Annotated in this window: 12 protein-coding genes; 6 read left to right on the forward strand and 6 right to left on the reverse strand. The window is 68.0% G+C overall.

The annotated features are described in order from the left end of the window. Nucleotides 1-7 precede the first annotated feature (7 nt). The 3 genes from ABNX08_RS29735 to ABNX08_RS29745 all read right to left on the reverse strand — a co-directional run bounded on the left by ABNX08_RS29735 (nt 8) and on the right by ABNX08_RS29745 (nt 2,846). The gene (locus ABNX08_RS29735; RefSeq protein WP_349606029.1) at nt 8-982 is read right to left on the reverse strand and encodes a tripartite tricarboxylate transporter substrate binding protein; all 975 of its coding nucleotides are present in this window, start codon (nt 980-982) and stop codon (nt 8-10) included. Between the two features lie 85 nt (nt 983-1,067). Further along, nucleotides 1,068-1,880, reverse strand: coding sequence for an SDR family oxidoreductase (locus ABNX08_RS29740; protein ID WP_022539299.1), 813 nt, complete (start codon nt 1,878-1,880; stop codon nt 1,068-1,070). Between the two features lie 33 nt (nt 1,881-1,913). Continuing rightward, nucleotides 1,914-2,846, reverse strand: coding sequence for an IclR family transcriptional regulator (locus ABNX08_RS29745; RefSeq protein WP_022539300.1), 933 nt, complete (start codon nt 2,844-2,846; stop codon nt 1,914-1,916). Nucleotides 2,847-3,424: 578 nt separating this feature from the next. On the opposite strand from ABNX08_RS29745, the gene ABNX08_RS29750 reads away from it, so the two are divergent. Genes ABNX08_RS29750 through ABNX08_RS29765 form a run of 4 tightly spaced genes read left to right on the forward strand, consistent with a single transcriptional unit; the run spans nt 3,425 to nt 6,792 of the window. Continuing rightward, nucleotides 3,425-4,288 (forward strand): branched-chain amino acid ABC transporter permease, encoded by an 864-nt coding sequence (locus ABNX08_RS29750; RefSeq protein WP_022539369.1) that lies wholly within the window; start codon nt 3,425-3,427, stop codon nt 4,286-4,288. Between the two features lie 12 nt (nt 4,289-4,300). After that, a complete protein-coding gene (locus ABNX08_RS29755) occupies nt 4,301-5,341 on the forward strand; it encodes a branched-chain amino acid ABC transporter permease (protein WP_022539370.1) in 1,041 nt (346 codons plus the stop codon). Then, nucleotides 5,334-6,098 (forward strand): ABC transporter ATP-binding protein, encoded by a 765-nt coding sequence (locus tag ABNX08_RS29760; RefSeq protein WP_022539371.1) that lies wholly within the window; start codon nt 5,334-5,336, stop codon nt 6,096-6,098. The genes ABNX08_RS29755 and ABNX08_RS29760 overlap by 8 nt, the downstream gene beginning before the upstream one ends. After that, complete coding sequence (locus tag ABNX08_RS29765) at nt 6,085-6,792, forward strand: ABC transporter ATP-binding protein (protein ID WP_349606028.1); 708 nt, start codon at nt 6,085-6,087, stop codon at nt 6,790-6,792. Before ABNX08_RS29760 ends, ABNX08_RS29765 begins: the two co-directional genes overlap by 14 nt. 94 nt (nt 6,793-6,886) lie before the next feature. Here ABNX08_RS29765 and ABNX08_RS29770 read toward each other — a convergent pair whose 3' ends face one another. Next, nucleotides 6,887-8,278: an IS4 family transposase gene (locus ABNX08_RS29770; protein WP_022535542.1), complete on the reverse strand. Its 1,392-nt coding sequence runs from the start codon at nt 8,276-8,278 to the stop codon at nt 6,887-6,889. A 160-nt stretch (nt 8,279-8,438) separates the two neighbouring features. Here ABNX08_RS29770 and ABNX08_RS29775 point away from each other — a divergent pair, with 160 nt between their 5' ends. Beyond that, nucleotides 8,439-9,611, forward strand: coding sequence for an ABC transporter substrate-binding protein (locus ABNX08_RS29775; RefSeq protein ID WP_022539373.1), 1,173 nt, complete (start codon nt 8,439-8,441; stop codon nt 9,609-9,611). 103 nt (nt 9,612-9,714) lie between these two features. On the opposite strand, the gene ABNX08_RS29780 is transcribed toward ABNX08_RS29775, so the two are convergent. Further along, the gene (locus ABNX08_RS29780; protein ID WP_022539374.1) at nt 9,715-12,732 is read right to left on the reverse strand and encodes a DUF6600 domain-containing protein; all 3,018 of its coding nucleotides are present in this window, start codon (nt 12,730-12,732) and stop codon (nt 9,715-9,717) included. Here ABNX08_RS29780 and ABNX08_RS29785 point away from each other — a divergent pair. Further along, complete coding sequence (locus tag ABNX08_RS29785; protein WP_349607478.1) at nt 12,731-12,901, forward strand: hypothetical protein; 171 nt, start codon at nt 12,731-12,733, stop codon at nt 12,899-12,901. The genes ABNX08_RS29780 and ABNX08_RS29785 overlap by 2 nt on opposite strands. Nucleotides 12,902-13,014: 113 nt before the next feature. Here the strand turns inward: ABNX08_RS29785 and ABNX08_RS29790 are convergent, their stop codons facing one another. Continuing rightward, nucleotides 13,015-14,343: a bifunctional diguanylate cyclase/phosphodiesterase gene (locus tag ABNX08_RS29790; protein ID WP_022539375.1), complete on the reverse strand. Its 1,329-nt coding sequence runs from the start codon at nt 14,341-14,343 to the stop codon at nt 13,015-13,017. Between the last annotated feature and the right edge of the window lie 178 nt (nt 14,344-14,521).

Genomic DNA, 14,521 nt, shown 5'->3' on the forward strand with positions numbered 1-14,521 from the left:
TCTGCAGCTACTCCGCCTTCGCCCCCGATTCCTTCACCACCTTCGCCCACTTCGCGATCTCCTGGCGCTGGTACGACGCCAGCTTCTCCGGCGAGCCCAGGATCGGGTCCAGCCCCAGCGTCTTCAGCTTGGCCTGCACGTCAGGCAGCGTGAAGATGCGGTTGAACTCCGCATTGAGCTTCGCCACCACCTCCTTCGGCGTGTTGGCCGGCGCGAATACCGCAAACCACGAATCGGCCTCGAAGCCCGGCAGGCCCTGCTCGGCGAGCGTCGGGATATCCGGCGCTGAAGCCGAGCGCTTCGCGCTGGTGATGCCCAGCGCGCGCAGCTTGCCTTCGCGCACCACCGGCAGCGCCGACGGCAGGTTGTCGAACATCATCGTGATATGGCCGCCGAGCAGGTCGGGGATGGCCATGGCGCGGCCCTTGTAGGGCACGTGCGTGATCTTGACCCCGGCCATCGAATTGAACATCTCGCCCGCCACGTGCGGCGAGGTGCCGACGCCGGGCGTGCCGAAGGTCAGCGCGCCGGGCTTGGTCTTTGCCAGCGCGATCAGTTCGGCCGTGGTCTTCGCCGGCACGCCGGGGTTGACCACCAGCACGTTGGGCGTCGAGGCGATCAGCATGACCGGCGCGAAGTCCTTCACCATGTCGTACTGCATCTTGCTGTACAGCGCGCCGTTGATCGAGTGCGTGCCGACCGTCCCCAGTGCCAGCGTGTAGCCGTCTGCCGGCGCGTGCGCCACCGCCTCGGCGCCGATATTGCCGCCCGCGCCGGGCTTGTTGTCCACGATCACGGGCTGGCCCCACGATGGCGAGATCTTCTCCGAGACGATGCGCGCCAGCGTATCGGGCGCGCCGCCGGTCGGGAAGCCGACCACGATCCGGATCGGCTTGGCGGGCCAGTTTTGTGCGAGCGCGGGGGCCGCGCCGACCAGCGCGGATGTGGCAAGCATTGCCGCGGCAAGGGTGCCGAAACGCATGGGTGCTCCTCCTGTTGCCGGCGGCTGCGTGGCCGCCCGCTATGTGAAGACGGCGGCCACTGCCGCCGCCTGAACCTGCCACGCCCTACACCGCGATACCGCCGAACTCCTGCATCACCTTGTCATGCAGACGCCGCATGCCGCGCAGCCAGCGGTCGTAGTCCTGGCCCTTGCGGCGATAGTACTCAAGCACCTCGGGGTGCGGCAAGATCAGGAAGCGCTCGTCGGCCACGCCTTCCAGTGTCACCGCGGCCACATGCTCGGCGGTGACCGAGCCTTCCTGCAGGAAGCCCTTGCGCTCGCCCTTCTCGCCGAACAGCATATTGGTCTGCACCCCTTGCGGGCAGATGCAGCTGACCTTGATGCCACGGTCGCCGTAGGTGATCGACAGCCATTCGGCAAAGCCGATGGCGGCATGCTTGGTCACCGCGTACGGCGCCGAGCCGATCTGCGACAGCAGCCCCGCGGCCGACACCGTATTGACGAAATAGCCGTCGCCGCGCTCCAGCATCTGCGGCAGCACCGCGCGCGCCGCGTGGATATGCGCCATCACGTTGATTTCCCAGATGCGCTGCCAGTCGTCGGCGCTCGCTTCCAGGCCCTTGCGCAGGATGATGCCGGCGTTGGAGCAGAAGATATCGACCTGGCCGAAGCGGCGCGTGGCCTCGTCGGCCAGGCCCTGCACGGCGGCGGCATCGGCGACGTCGACCGCCTGTGCGAACACGTCGCACGCCGGCACCGCGGCCTGGACTTCGGCGGCCACGGTGGCGGCACCCGCCGCGTTCAGGTCGGCCACCGCCACGCCGCGCGCGCCGGCCTGGGCAAAGGCCAGCGCCAGCGCGCGTCCGATGCCGGTGGCGGCGCCGGTCACCACCACGGTCTTGTTGCGTACTTCCATCGGTTGTCTCCTCGTTGAATAGGGATGGCCGCGTCAGTCGTTGGACGCGTGGTTGCATGGTTCGGTGTGGGGTTCGGGCTGCGCCGACGCAACGCGGGCCGACGCGCGCGCGCCGCCGGGCTGCCACAGGCGCGCCTGCAGCGTCTCGGCCAGTTCGCGGATGCGCGGGCCCAGGTTGCCTTCCAGGATTTCCGGCGACAGCCGCGCCGCGGCCCCGCCGATATTCAGCGCCAGCACCTCGCTGCTGCCGGCCAGCCGCAGCGGCGCGGCGGCGCCGCTGACGGTGCGGTCCCATTCGGCATGCGCCACGCAGAAGCCCCGCCGCGCGTGGTCGCGCAGCGCGCGTTCGATGCCGGCGCGCACGCTAGGCCAGCCCGCGCCGTGGTGACGCGCCAGCTCGGCCAGCGCGGCCTCGCGGTGGTCGGCGTCCAGTCCCGCCAGCCAGGCGCGACCGATCGCCGAGGTCGCCATCGGCAGGCGCGCGCCGGGCGCCAGGCGGATCACCAGCGCGCCGCGCGGCTGGCAGCTTTCCAGATAGACCATGGCGTGCCGGTCTGGCATCGCCAGCGCCACCGTGCAATCGGTGGCGAACGCCAGCGACTGCATCAGCGGCTGCGCGATCTCGCGGATGCCGGCCCCGCCCACATAGCGGTGGCCAAGCACCATCGCGCCCTGCCCCAGGCGGTATTTCTCGCTGGCCTCGATATAGGTCAGGTAGCCGAGCGTGGCCAGCGTATAGGTGAGGCGCGACACGGTCGGGCGCGGGATGCCGGTGCGCCGCGACAACTCGGCATTGCCCAGGTAGTCGTCCTGCGGGCCGAAGGCACGCAGCAGCTCCATGCCGCGCGCCAGCGCCGTGACGAAGTTGCGGTCGTCGGCGCCGCCAGCGCCCGCCTGCGCGTCGGCCGGCGCCAGCGTGTGCGCGGCGTCGGGGGGCGGCATCGGGATGGTGGTGGTGCGCTTCATTGGCAGGGGGGTCCGGAACAAGACTCTTGATAGCAGTTTCGGGGCCGCGCAGTGGACCGGTATGTAGGGAAAACATAGGAGTCATATGCGCCGTCGATGACAGCGGGTAGGCCCGCTCGGGACTTACCCGGAGGGCCACGTCGCGCTATTTCGCTGTGCGGAATACTCGGTCGCTTTCCTTGACGATGCCGCAAAGCCTATGCAACAGTCGGTGAAAACGAACGACCGTGCGGGAATACTCCCGACACCTCGTCACCGGTTCGCAACGCCGCCGTCCAAGCCGACGCGGCCCGCGATACGGCTTGCCGGGCGGCCACCGCGCCGCATCGCACAGGAGACAGCCATGCAGCACCTGCAACACGCATCTGCGCACCCGCGCCGTGACAGCCACGGCGCGCTTCCGGCCACGGTGCCACGCCCGCGCAGCGGCACGCGCGCACCGGCCCCGCCGCCCGCCTGATCCTCGCTCCCCGATTCCCTGCCGTGGCCGCGCCTGGCGCCGCCGCGACGGAGCACGCTCGGCCCTTGCCGGCGCGTGCCTGGTTTCCCACGATTCGCGAACCGCACGAGGTACCCCTGTGGCATTGTTCCTTCAACAGATCCTGAACGGCCTGACGCTGGGCGGCGTGTACAGCCTGGTGGCCCTTGGCCTGACGCTGGTCTACGGCATCCTGCACGTGCCCAACTTCGCGCACGGCGCGTTCTACATGGCCGGCGCCTACGTCTCCTACTACCTGATGACGTCGCTCGGCGTGAACTACTGGCTGGCAATGCTGGGCGCGGCGCTGGTGGTGGCGGTGCTGTCGATGCTGGCCGACCGGCTGGTGTTCCACCCGCTGCGCAACTCGCCCGAACTGCACGACATGATCGCGGCGATCGGCATCCTGCTGTTCCTGGAAGCCGGCGCGCAGGCGCTGTGGGGCGCGGACTTCCACCGCATGCCCACGCCGTATGGCCAGATCGTCGATATCTTCGGCCTGACCGCACCGCTGCAGCGGTTGCTGATCATCGGCGCCGCCTTCGCGCTGATGGTGCTGCTGCACCTGTTCCTCACGCGCACCATGACCGGCGCCACCATCATGGCCATGGCGCAGAACCGCGAGGGCGCCGCGCTGGTCGGCATCGATGCCACGCGCGTGACGCTGCTGGTCTTCGCCATCTCCGGCGCGCTCGCCGCGATCGCCGCCACGCTCTATGCGCCGATCAACCTGGTCTACCCCAGCATGGGCAACCTGGTGATCACCAAGGCCTTCGTCATCATCATCCTGGGCGGCATGGGCAGCATCCCCGGGGCCATCGTTGGCGGGCTGATCATCGGCATGGCCGAGAGCTTCGGCGGCTTCTACGTTTCCACCGACTACAAGGACATCATCGCCTTCGTGCTGCTGGTGGTGATCCTGTCGATCCGGCCGCAGGGCCTGTTTGCCGGCAAGGCAGCCTGAGGAGCGCAAAACATGAAAGCATTGCAAGGAAAAACCGGCTGGATGCTGCTGCTGGCACTGGCCATCGCCTTCCCGCTGATCACGCCCAACAGCTACTACCTGACCGTGATGACGCTGGCATTCATCTATGCCCTCGCCACCTTGGGACTGAACCTGATCACCGGCTATACCGGCCAGCTCAACCTGGCACACGGCGGCTTCATGGCGATCGGCGCCTATACGCTGGGCATCCTGACCGTGGACCACCAGGTGCCGTTCTGGCTGGCGTTCGCGCTGGCGGGCCTGGTCTGCATGGTGCTGGGCTATGTGGTCGGCGTGGTGTCGCTGCGGCTCAAGGGCCATTACTTCTCGATCTTCACCATGTGCATCGGCTACATCATCTACCTGCTGATCGAGAAGTGGGAAAGCCTGACGCACGGCACCGTGGGCCTGATCGGCATCCCGGTGCCGGCGGCGATCGGCCCGGTCGCGTTCGACAGCGTGCAGGGGCAGTACTACCTGGTGCTGTTCTTCCTGGCGGTGGGCACGTTCCTGATGCACCGCATCGTCACCTCGCTGCTGGGCCGCAGCTTCATGGCCGTGCGCAACAGCGACGCGCTGGCCGAGGCGCTGGGCATCAACCTGATGCGCACCAAGGTATTGTCGTTCGTGCTGTCGGTGGGCTACGCCGGCTTTGCCGGCGCGCTGTACGCCGGCCAGGTGCGCTTCCTGGGACCGGACATCGCCCGCACCGACCTGACCTTCGACATGGTGATGTCGATGCTGGTGGGCGGCATCGGCACGATCTTCGGGCCGCTGCTGGGCGCGGTGCTGGTGCCGTGGGTCACGCAATCGCTGCAGTTCATGCAGGACTACCGCATGCTGGTGTTCGGCCCGGTACTGATCCTGCTGATCATCTTCTTCCCGGACGGCATCGCCGGCTCTTACCTGAAGAAGCAGGCGCGCAAGGCCGCGGCCGCGCGGCGCGGCAAGCTGGCGCAGTCCGCCCCCTCCGCCCCGTCTGCCAGCCCCCCCGCCGTATCGACCACCCGCGCCGGAGCCGACCATGCTTGAGATCCGCAACCTCACCAAGAAATTCGGCGGCCTGACCGCGGTGCACGACGTGTCGGTGACCTTCGAGCAAGGGCATATCAACGCCATCATCGGGCCCAACGGCGCCGGCAAGACCACCTTCTTCAACCTGGTGGCGGGCACGCATGCGCCCAGCTCCGGCCAGATCCTGTTCAAGGGCCAGGACGTCGCCGGCCTGCGCGCCGACCAGATCGCGCGCCTGGGCGTGGCGCGCACCTTCCAGGCCACGGCGCTGTTCGACCGCGCCACGGTACTCGACAACCTGATCGTCGGCCACCGCCTGCGCACCCACGCCGGGCTGTGCGACGTGCTGTTCAACACGCGCCGCCTGCGTGAAGAAGAGCGCTTGTGCCGCGACAAGGCCGAAGCGGCGCTGGACTTTGTCGGGCTGTCGCACCTGGCGCACGAGGTCGCCGCCGATATCACGCAGGAAGCGCGCAAGCGCGTGGCCTTTGCCCTGGCGCTCGCTACCGACCCCGAACTGCTGCTGCTGGATGAACCGGCCGGCGGCGTCAACCCCGAAGAGACCGTCGGCCTCGCCGAGCTGATTCGCAAGATGGTGCGCCATGGCAAGACGGTCTGCCTGATCGAACACAAGATGGACATGATCATGCGCCTCGCAGACAAGATCATGGTGCTGAACTACGGCGAGAAGATCGCCGAAGGCACGCCCGCGCAGATCCAGCAGGATCCGCATGTCATCGAGGCCTACCTGGGAGCCGACCATGTTACAGCTTGAACGCGTCTCGCTGTCGTACGGCAGCTTCCGCGCCCTGGACAACATCACCCTGCACGCCAGCGCCGGCGAGCTGGTGGTGCTGCTGGGCGCCAACGGCGCCGGCAAGAGCTCGATCTTCCTGGCGATGAGCGCGATCCACCGCATCAGCGGCGGAAGCATGCGCTTTGACGGGTGCGAGCTGTCGGGCATGAAGCCGTCACAGATCGTGCAGGCGGGGCTGGTGCATTGCCCCGAGGGCCGCAAGCTGTTCCCGGCGATGAGCGTGGAGAAGAACCTGGTGCTGGGCGCCTATGTGCACCGGCGCGATGGCGCAGGCATCCGCAAGACGCTGGAAGAGGTATACGAGTTGTTCCCGATCCTGCGGCAGAAGAAGGATGATCCGGCCGGCTCGCTGTCGGGCGGGCAGCAGCAGATGGTGGCGCTGGGGCGTGCGCTGATGAGCCGGCCGCGCGCGCTGCTGCTCGACGAGCCGTCGCTGGGCCTGGCGCCGCTGGTGGTCAAGCAGATGTTCGAGATCATCCAGCGCATCAATCGTGCGGGCACGACGGTGCTGCTGGCGGAGCAGAACGCCTATGCGGCGCTGGGCATCGCGCATCGTGCCTATGTGATCGAGAGCGGGCGCATCGTGATGGAGGGGGATCGGGATACGTTGCTGAAGGATGAGGGGATTCGGAAGGCGTATATCGGGGGGTGATCGGGTGGCGGGCGTTTGTCGCGGATGACGCGCCTGCCCTCTCCCCCTGCCCCTCTCCCGCAAGCGCTTGCCTTTACCCACAACTTCCGGCGGCTTACTCGTTTTTCTGGAAGATCCGATACATTTCGGTGATTTCGTGCAGGGCGAGGAAGCCGCGCCACAGGACGGTGGCTCCCGGGGGATCGTCGTTTTTGCGACCCAGGTAGCCACCGAGCTTGGCGATCCAAAGGACAGCTTCGCTGAGTTTGGGCGCCTGCTCCGGTGGCTTGGTGGTGCCGTGCGTGCGGCAGTACAAAGCCCGCCATTCGAGCGATTGCAGTAGCACCGAGCAAGGGATATCGGCTTCGAGCCGGCCCAGCATGGTCGCGTACATAATGCGCCAGCCGATCACGGCGAACAGCGCCGTGGCCCGCAGGAACCGCTCCAGCGTCCCGAACTGCCGGGCCTCGATCTGGCAGCCACTTTTCAGGACACGATGCCAGGATTCAATGGTCCAGCGCCGGGCGTACCAGCTCAGCCGTTCGAGCACATCTTCCAGCGTTTGGGTGGGCATCGAACTGAGCAACATCCATTCGAGCGGCTCAACGCCTTCGGGCGGCTCGATTTCCAGCGCGTGAATGGCAAACACTTCGAGACTCGGTAGCCCCTCTGCACCGCGGCTGCGCGGCGCTCGCAGTTGGACCGGCACACAGCGCAAAGCCAGTCGGGCACTACGTGCCTGCCTGGCGCCGGACCTGGGCACGTGCAGTACGGTCTCCCCAAGTACAGGAGCCGCGGCAACCGTCTCCCACAGATACTTCTCTGGGTGGTCCACGCCCCGATTCCAGGCGGCCCGCACCAACCAGTCCACCCCCGCTGGGCGCGGCGCCAGAAACACGTCATACACATCGCCCTCGCGATCGCTGACGGCAACAAGGTGCGTGTCCGGACACTGCATCTTGAGCGGCTCAAGGCATTCCAGCCCCTCCAGCCACTTCACGCTTTCCTTCTCGCGAATGGACAGCGCCCGGCGCTGCCTGGCCTTGCCCGATGCTTGCGGCGCACGCACCCACGTCTTCATGCTCAACACGCCCAGTGGCAGGCCCTCAGGCGTCACCGCCAGCACGCTGTGCAACATGAATCCGTGCAAATTGCCGCCCGTGCCGTGACCAAGTCCCTCAGTCGCGGGCAAATTTGCCAGATTGAATTCCGTGGTGTCCTGCACCGTCAGGACGACAGGCACCTGCTGCATGCGACCCACGGTTTGAGCGACGTGGCTCGCCAGTATTCCGTCCGGGTCAACCGCCTCATTATCAAAGAAGCGATATGCCGCCTTGAGTTGGGCACCACTCAAGGCCTGCGGGAACGAAACATGGGCCTTTTGCGCCAGTCCGCGCGCCAATGCCACAAGGCGCTGCGTGCGACGTGCATCGCCCAACTGAGCGCCACCGAATTCGTCGCTGGCCCAATCTTCCAGATCTTCCGTATCAGGCAAAATTGCCACCACTGATTGTCAACTTCACCCGAAGTTAACACCGTCCAATCCGGTTTACAACCTTTCCTATCGAGATGTGGGTAAAGGCAAGCGCAAGCGGGAGAGGGGCGCAAACAAGCGGTTCGGCAGGCATAGCAGACATAACAAGCGCAGTACTATCAGGAGACATAGCATGCAAAGCAACATCATGCGCCGTATCTTCCCGCTGGCCGCCACCGCCGTGGCCGCCATGCTGGCCTCGGGCGCCGCGCTGGCGCAGGAAGTGGTCAAGATCGGCTATACCGGCCCGCTGTCGGGCGGCGCCGCGCTGTATGGCAAGAACGTGCTGTCGGGCGTGCAGATGGCCGTGGACGAGGTCAACGCCTCCGGCCTGGAGGTCAAAGGCAAGAAGGTCAAGCTGGAAGTGGTGGCGCTGGACGACAAGTACTCGCCCGCCGAGGCCGCGATCAACGGGCGCCGCCTGGTGCAGCAGCACAAGACCGCGGCGATCTTTGTGCCGCACTCGGGCGGCATCTTTGCGCTGCAGGCTTTCAACGAGCAGGAGAAGTTCCTGGTGATGGCCTACTCCAGCGTGCCGCGCATCACCGACGCCGGCAACAAGCTGACCATCCGCATCCCGCCGGCCTACACCGGCTATATCGAGCCCTTTATCAAGGCGCAGATGAAGCGCTACGGCAAGAACGTGGCGCTGGCGCCGGCTGACCACGACTACGCCAAGGCATGGGTGCAGGCCTTCACGCCGGCGTGGGAAGCGGCCGGCGGCAAGGTGGTGGCCAACAACCCGATGTCGTACACCAAGGCGACCGATTTCTACAGCGGCGTGTCGCGCGCGATCAGCGAGAAGCCGGACGTGATGTTCGTCGGCGGCCCGTCGGAGCCGACCGCGCTGGTGGTCAAGCAGGCACGCGAGCTGGGCTTCAAGGGTGGCTTTATCGTGATGGACCAGGCCAAGATGGACGAGATGGCCAGGGTCACCAACGGCCTGGGCATGCTGGAGGGCTCGATCGGCGTGCTGCCGCTGGTCAACGACAGCCGCCCGGCCGCGCAGAACTTCAACGCCAAGTACAAGAAGCTGCATGACGGGCGCGATGCCACCACCGAGATGTCGCTGAACTACACCATGGTGTATGCGCTGGCCGGCGCGATGAAGCTGGCCGGCACCACCAGCGATGCCGCCGCGATCCGCGCGAAGATGCCGGATGCGGTCAAGGGGCTGGCCAGGGAGGTCAATCCCAACGAGGTCGATGGCATCGATGCCAAGGGTGGGTCGATGGCCGATACCGTGGTGGGCTGGGTGCAGAACGGCAAGATCTCGCAGGTGCGCCTGTCTGAACTGGCGAAGTAAGCAAGGTCGAGGTGCCGCCTGCGCGGCACCGGCAACAAACAAACCCCGGCAGGCCGCGAGGCTTGCCGGGGTTGATTGTTCTTGCTCTCCAGTCGTGCGTGCCCTACTGGCGGCGATCCCCGTCCCGTCCGTTGCGCGCTTCCATCTGCCCGCGCTCGTGCTGCGCACGCTGCTGTTGTTGCTGTTGTTGCTGTTGTTGCTGTTGTTGTTGCCGTTGCTGCTCCATCTGCTGGCGCTGCCGTTCCTGCATCTGCCGTTGCTGATCCTGCTGGTGGCGCTGCTGCTCCTGCATTGCGCGCTGCTGCTCCTGCGCGGCGCGCTGCTGCTGCTCGTGCACCTGGCGCTGCATGGCCTGCTGGCGCTGCTGCTCCTGCATTGCGCGCTGCTGCTCCTGCGCGGCGCGTTGCTGCTGCTCGTGCACCTGGCGCTGCATGGCCTGCTGGCGTTGCTGCTCCTGCATCTGCCGTTGCTGCTCCATCTGCTGGCGCTGCACGGCCTGCGCCTGGGCCTGTGCCTGGGCTTGCGCCTGGCGCTGCTGCGCCTCCTGCGCCTGCCGCTGCTGCTCGAAGCGCTGGCGCTGCATCTCCTCGCCCTGGCGCTGCTGCTCGGCCATCTGGCGCTGCCGCTCCATCTGCTGGCGCTGCTGGTCTGCGGCCTGCCGCTGCTGCGTGTCGAACTGGCGCTGCTGCTCCACCTGCTGCCGTTGCGCGTCCTGCGCCTGGCGCTGCCGCGCTTCCTGCATTTGCCGCTGCTGCTGGACCTCCTGCGCCTGGCGTTGCTGGGTTTCATGCATCTGCCGCTGCTGCTGCGCTTCCTGCATCTGCCGCTGCTGCTGGACCTCCTGCGCCTGGCGTTGCTGGGTTTCATGCATCTGCCGCTGCTGCTGCGCTTCCTGCATCTGCCGCTGTTGCTCGAAGCGCTGGCGCTGCATCTCCTGCGACTGCCGCGCCGGATCGGGACGATCCTGGCCGTCGGCCCACTGGCGCTGCTGGGCGCGTTGCTGCTCCTGCTGGCGCCGGTCCATCGCTTCCTGCTGCTGGCGCTGCAGTTCACGCGCCTGCTGCTGCTCGCGTGCCTGGCCTTGCCACTGTCGCTGCTGCTCCTGCTGGCGCCGGTCCATCGCTTCCTGCTGCTGGCGCTGCAGTTCGCGCGCCTGTTGCTGCGGGTCCTGTCCCTGACGCTGCTGCCGCTGCAGGGCTTCCTGCTGTTGGCGCTGCATCTCGGGCAACTGCCGTTGCTGGTCGCGCAGCGCGCGTTGCTGTTCCATCTGCTGGCGCTGCAGCGCCTGCTGCTGTTCGCGCTGCATGGCCTGGCCCTGGCGCTGCGCGTCGGGCGCACCCGGCTGGTCGGCGAAGCCGCGTGCCTCGTCCGGCCGGTTGCTGAAGCCCCGGCCGTTGCCGCGCCACGGCTCACCCGGCGCGTTCGCATTGCCGCGATCGCGCGCTGCGATGGCGGCCTGGCTCATGCGCACCTCGGGCGCCGGGCGCGCGTCGGCGCGTCCGGGACGCCCGCGCTCACCGCGATCCACGCGCTCGCCGCGCCAGACCGGCCCCGCACCCGGCACGACCGCGCCCTCGCGCGCAAAGCGCCGGGCCAGGTCGTCGCTGGCGGGCCGGCCCGGCGGGCGCGCGGCGATGGCCTGGCGCTCGAAGCCATGCCGCGCCTGCGGCGGCAGCGGCCGCGCCGGGGCCGCGCCCAGCAGGCTGCCCTTGACCGGTGCCACCGGCGGCCCGCCGCGGGCCTCGCCGGTCGGCAGGTTGCGCCATTCCTCGCGGTGCATGCCGCGCACCGGCCGGCCTTCGACGAAGTTGCGTGCCGGCATGCCGGTGATCGCACCGGGCACGTTGCGGTTGGCGTAGGGGCCAGGGCGGCGGTCGCCCATCACGATGTTGTTGACGGTAACGCGGTTGATGCGCGCGACGTAGGTCGGGCTGGCCCGATAAGCCGGGCGGTACGCGTCGCGCGGACCCAGCGGATACCAGGCCACGCCAGGCCCCTTGTCCACGCGTACGTTCCAGTGCGGACCGCCGCCGCCGACGAAGGCAACTACCGCAGGTGCGTAGCACGGACGCCCCACGCGCGGGCCGGGCACCCAGCCCCAACGCGTGCCGACATAGGCCCAGCGGCCATAGTGCGAGGGCGCGAAGCCCCACGGCGCATCGTCGATCCAGGTCCAGCCCCACGGCGCGATCCAGGCCCAATGCCCAACGCTGTACGGCGCCCAGCCCGCGCTCACCACGCGCGGGAACCAGACCGCGCCGTAGCCGGGATCTTCCTGCCAGTCGCCATAGCCATCCAGCGCGGCGTAGCCCGGCATCTCGCGCGGCACGTAGCGCGCCGACGGCGAAGCGTCTTCGCGCGCATCGCGGGCCGCGGTCCAGCGATCGAAGGCGTCTTCCGGCGCGCCGCCGCCGCCCGCGTCGGCCAGGTCGGTGCCGCCAAAGCGCATGCGATCGCCGCGCTGCATTTCGATCGAGCGGCTGTCGCCGTAGACCACGGCGCTGCCATGGCGCATGGTCACGGTGGTGGTGCTGCCGTCGGGCGCTACGTCAAGACGGTAGTCGCCCGGCTCGCGCGGGACGAAGGCCAGGTTGGGGGTATCCACCTCCACGGTCTGGTCCTGCGGCAGCGCGCGCACGCGCAGTTGCAGCGTGCCCTGGGTCAGCTTGACCTGCGTGGTGCTGTCGTCGAGGTTCAGGATGCTGGCCGCGGTCGCGCCACCCATCCGGATCGCGACGGCGCCCGCATGCAGCTCGGCGCGGCCGCCGGCGTCCAGCCACAGCCGGTCGCCGGTGGTGACCGGCCGGTTCAGGCCCGCCGCGGCCCAGTCGTCCGACCCCGCCGGCGCAAAGCTCAGGTTGCCGTCGACGGCGGTCAGCGTGGCGATGCGCGAGGACGGGTCGATCTGCTGCGCCGGGGCATCGGCCACCGGCGCATCGAGGTAAGCCTCGCCGGGCGCGGGGGGCACCTGCGCCAGTGCAGCGGCCGCCACGGCCAGGCCGGCAGCCGCCGCCAGCGCGGTCAGTGCCAGCCGGGAGCGCTGCGCGCGGCGGTTATGGCCGGCAGCCTGGCAAGAAGCCGGGGAAGAAGCTCGGGAAAAATCGCGGGAGGGATCGGACATGGATGTCGGCAACGGGGACAAGACGCTTCAGGGCGCGCCTGCCTGCGGCAGCCGTCACACTATTGTCACCATACATGACGCCGGGCGCGGCAGCATGGGCGGGCCGGCGGACTTTGTAAGCTTGTATTTCGCCATGCGGCACCGCAATGCGAACGGCTGGCGGGCCTGAGTCAGCCTGCGGGCGGGCGGCAGGTCAGCGGCCGTGCGGGCGGGTCGCGGGGGGTGTCAAAGGTGGAAACAACTCTTTCCCGACAGGCGGGCTGGCAAGGGTTTTCCCGGGGCTCAGCCGCCCGCCTGCTCGCGCAGGCGTTGGGTCAGCTGCTCGGCCGGCATCGGGCGGCCGTACAGGTAGCCTTGCGCCTCATGGCAGCCATTGGCCAGCAGGAAGTCGCGCTGCTCGGGCGTTTCCACGCCTTCAGCCACCACGCCGATGTGCAGGCTCGCACCCACGTTGATCACCGAGCGCACGATCGCCGCATCGACCGGATCTTCGGTTACGTTGCGGATAAAGGACTGATCGATCTTGAGCCGGTCCACCGGGAACGACTTCAGGAAACTGAGCGAGGCATAGCCCGTGCCGAAGTCGTCGCAGGTCAGCGTCACGCCGTCGCGGCGCAACGCCTGCAGCTGGTCGGAAACCTCGTCGCCCTGCTGCAGCGCGATGGTCTCGGTGATCTCGATTTCCAGGCAGTCGGGCGCCAGCTCCAGCGAGCGCAGCACGTGGCGCACCTCGGTCAGCAGCCGGCTTTCGGACAACTGCGCGGCAAACAGGTTGATCGCCACGCGCGGCGCCTGCGGAAAGGCCAGCGACCATGCGCGCGCCTGCGCGCACGCGGTCTGCAGCAGCCACATGCCGACATCGCTGGCGATACTGCTCGCGGCCAGTGCATCGATGAAAACGGCCGGCGTCAGCAGCCCGCGCGTCGGATGGCGCCAGCGCATCAGCGCTTCGGCGCCGCGGATGCGGCCGTCGCGCAGGTCTACCTGGGGCTGGTACAGCAGTTCGAACTGGCGTTGCGCATAGGCTTCGTGCAGCGCCTGCACCAGCGACAGCCGCGTGGTCACGTCCGAGCGCATCTGCGGCTTGAAGAAGCGCATGGTGCGGCCGCCGTCGTGCTTGGCGCGGGCCAGCGCCAGGCTGGCGGCGGCCAGTACGTCCGAGCCCTGTTCGCCGGCGGCGGGGACCACGCAGGCGCCGATGCTGGCCAGCACATGGTGGCGGCGGCCGTCATGCTCGTGCGGGGACGACAGCATCGACAGGATTGCGGCGCCGACATGGCGCACCAGCGTGGGATCTGAAATGGAGGGCAGCAGCACGCCGAATTCGTCGCTGCCGACACGGCCAATGGCGGCGTCGCGGGGAGAGGCGTCGCGCAGGCGCCGGGCCACGCGCTGCAGGATGATGTCCCCTTCCGCATGCCCGTGCATGTCGTTGAAGGCACGGAAGTCGTCGATACCGATGAGCAGCAAAGCACAGCGGGGCACCGCCTCGCTGTGCAGGCGTGCCTCCAGCCGCTTCAGAAATCCCTGGCGATTGTCAACGCCGGTCAGCGGATCGAGATCCGAGCCTGGCGAGGCACCAGTCGCCTTCGCTCCCGACTTGGCCACCATCCCTGCCCCATCTGTAATTGTCGACATTGTTACCCGTTCGCAATTTAGCAAGTGTGACGAAAACTTGGAAAAAATCAAGCAGTTCCGATTTCCGCGCAAACGGCAATGCCGCCACGCAACGCCGGCCGTCCGGCATGGCCCTGCGCGTTGAATCGGCACCCGGCTTGCAGTACCCTAC

This window comes from Cupriavidus sp. DF5525, assembly GCF_040149425.2.
Taxonomy (GTDB): domain Bacteria; phylum Pseudomonadota; class Gammaproteobacteria; order Burkholderiales; family Burkholderiaceae; genus Cupriavidus; species Cupriavidus pickettii_A.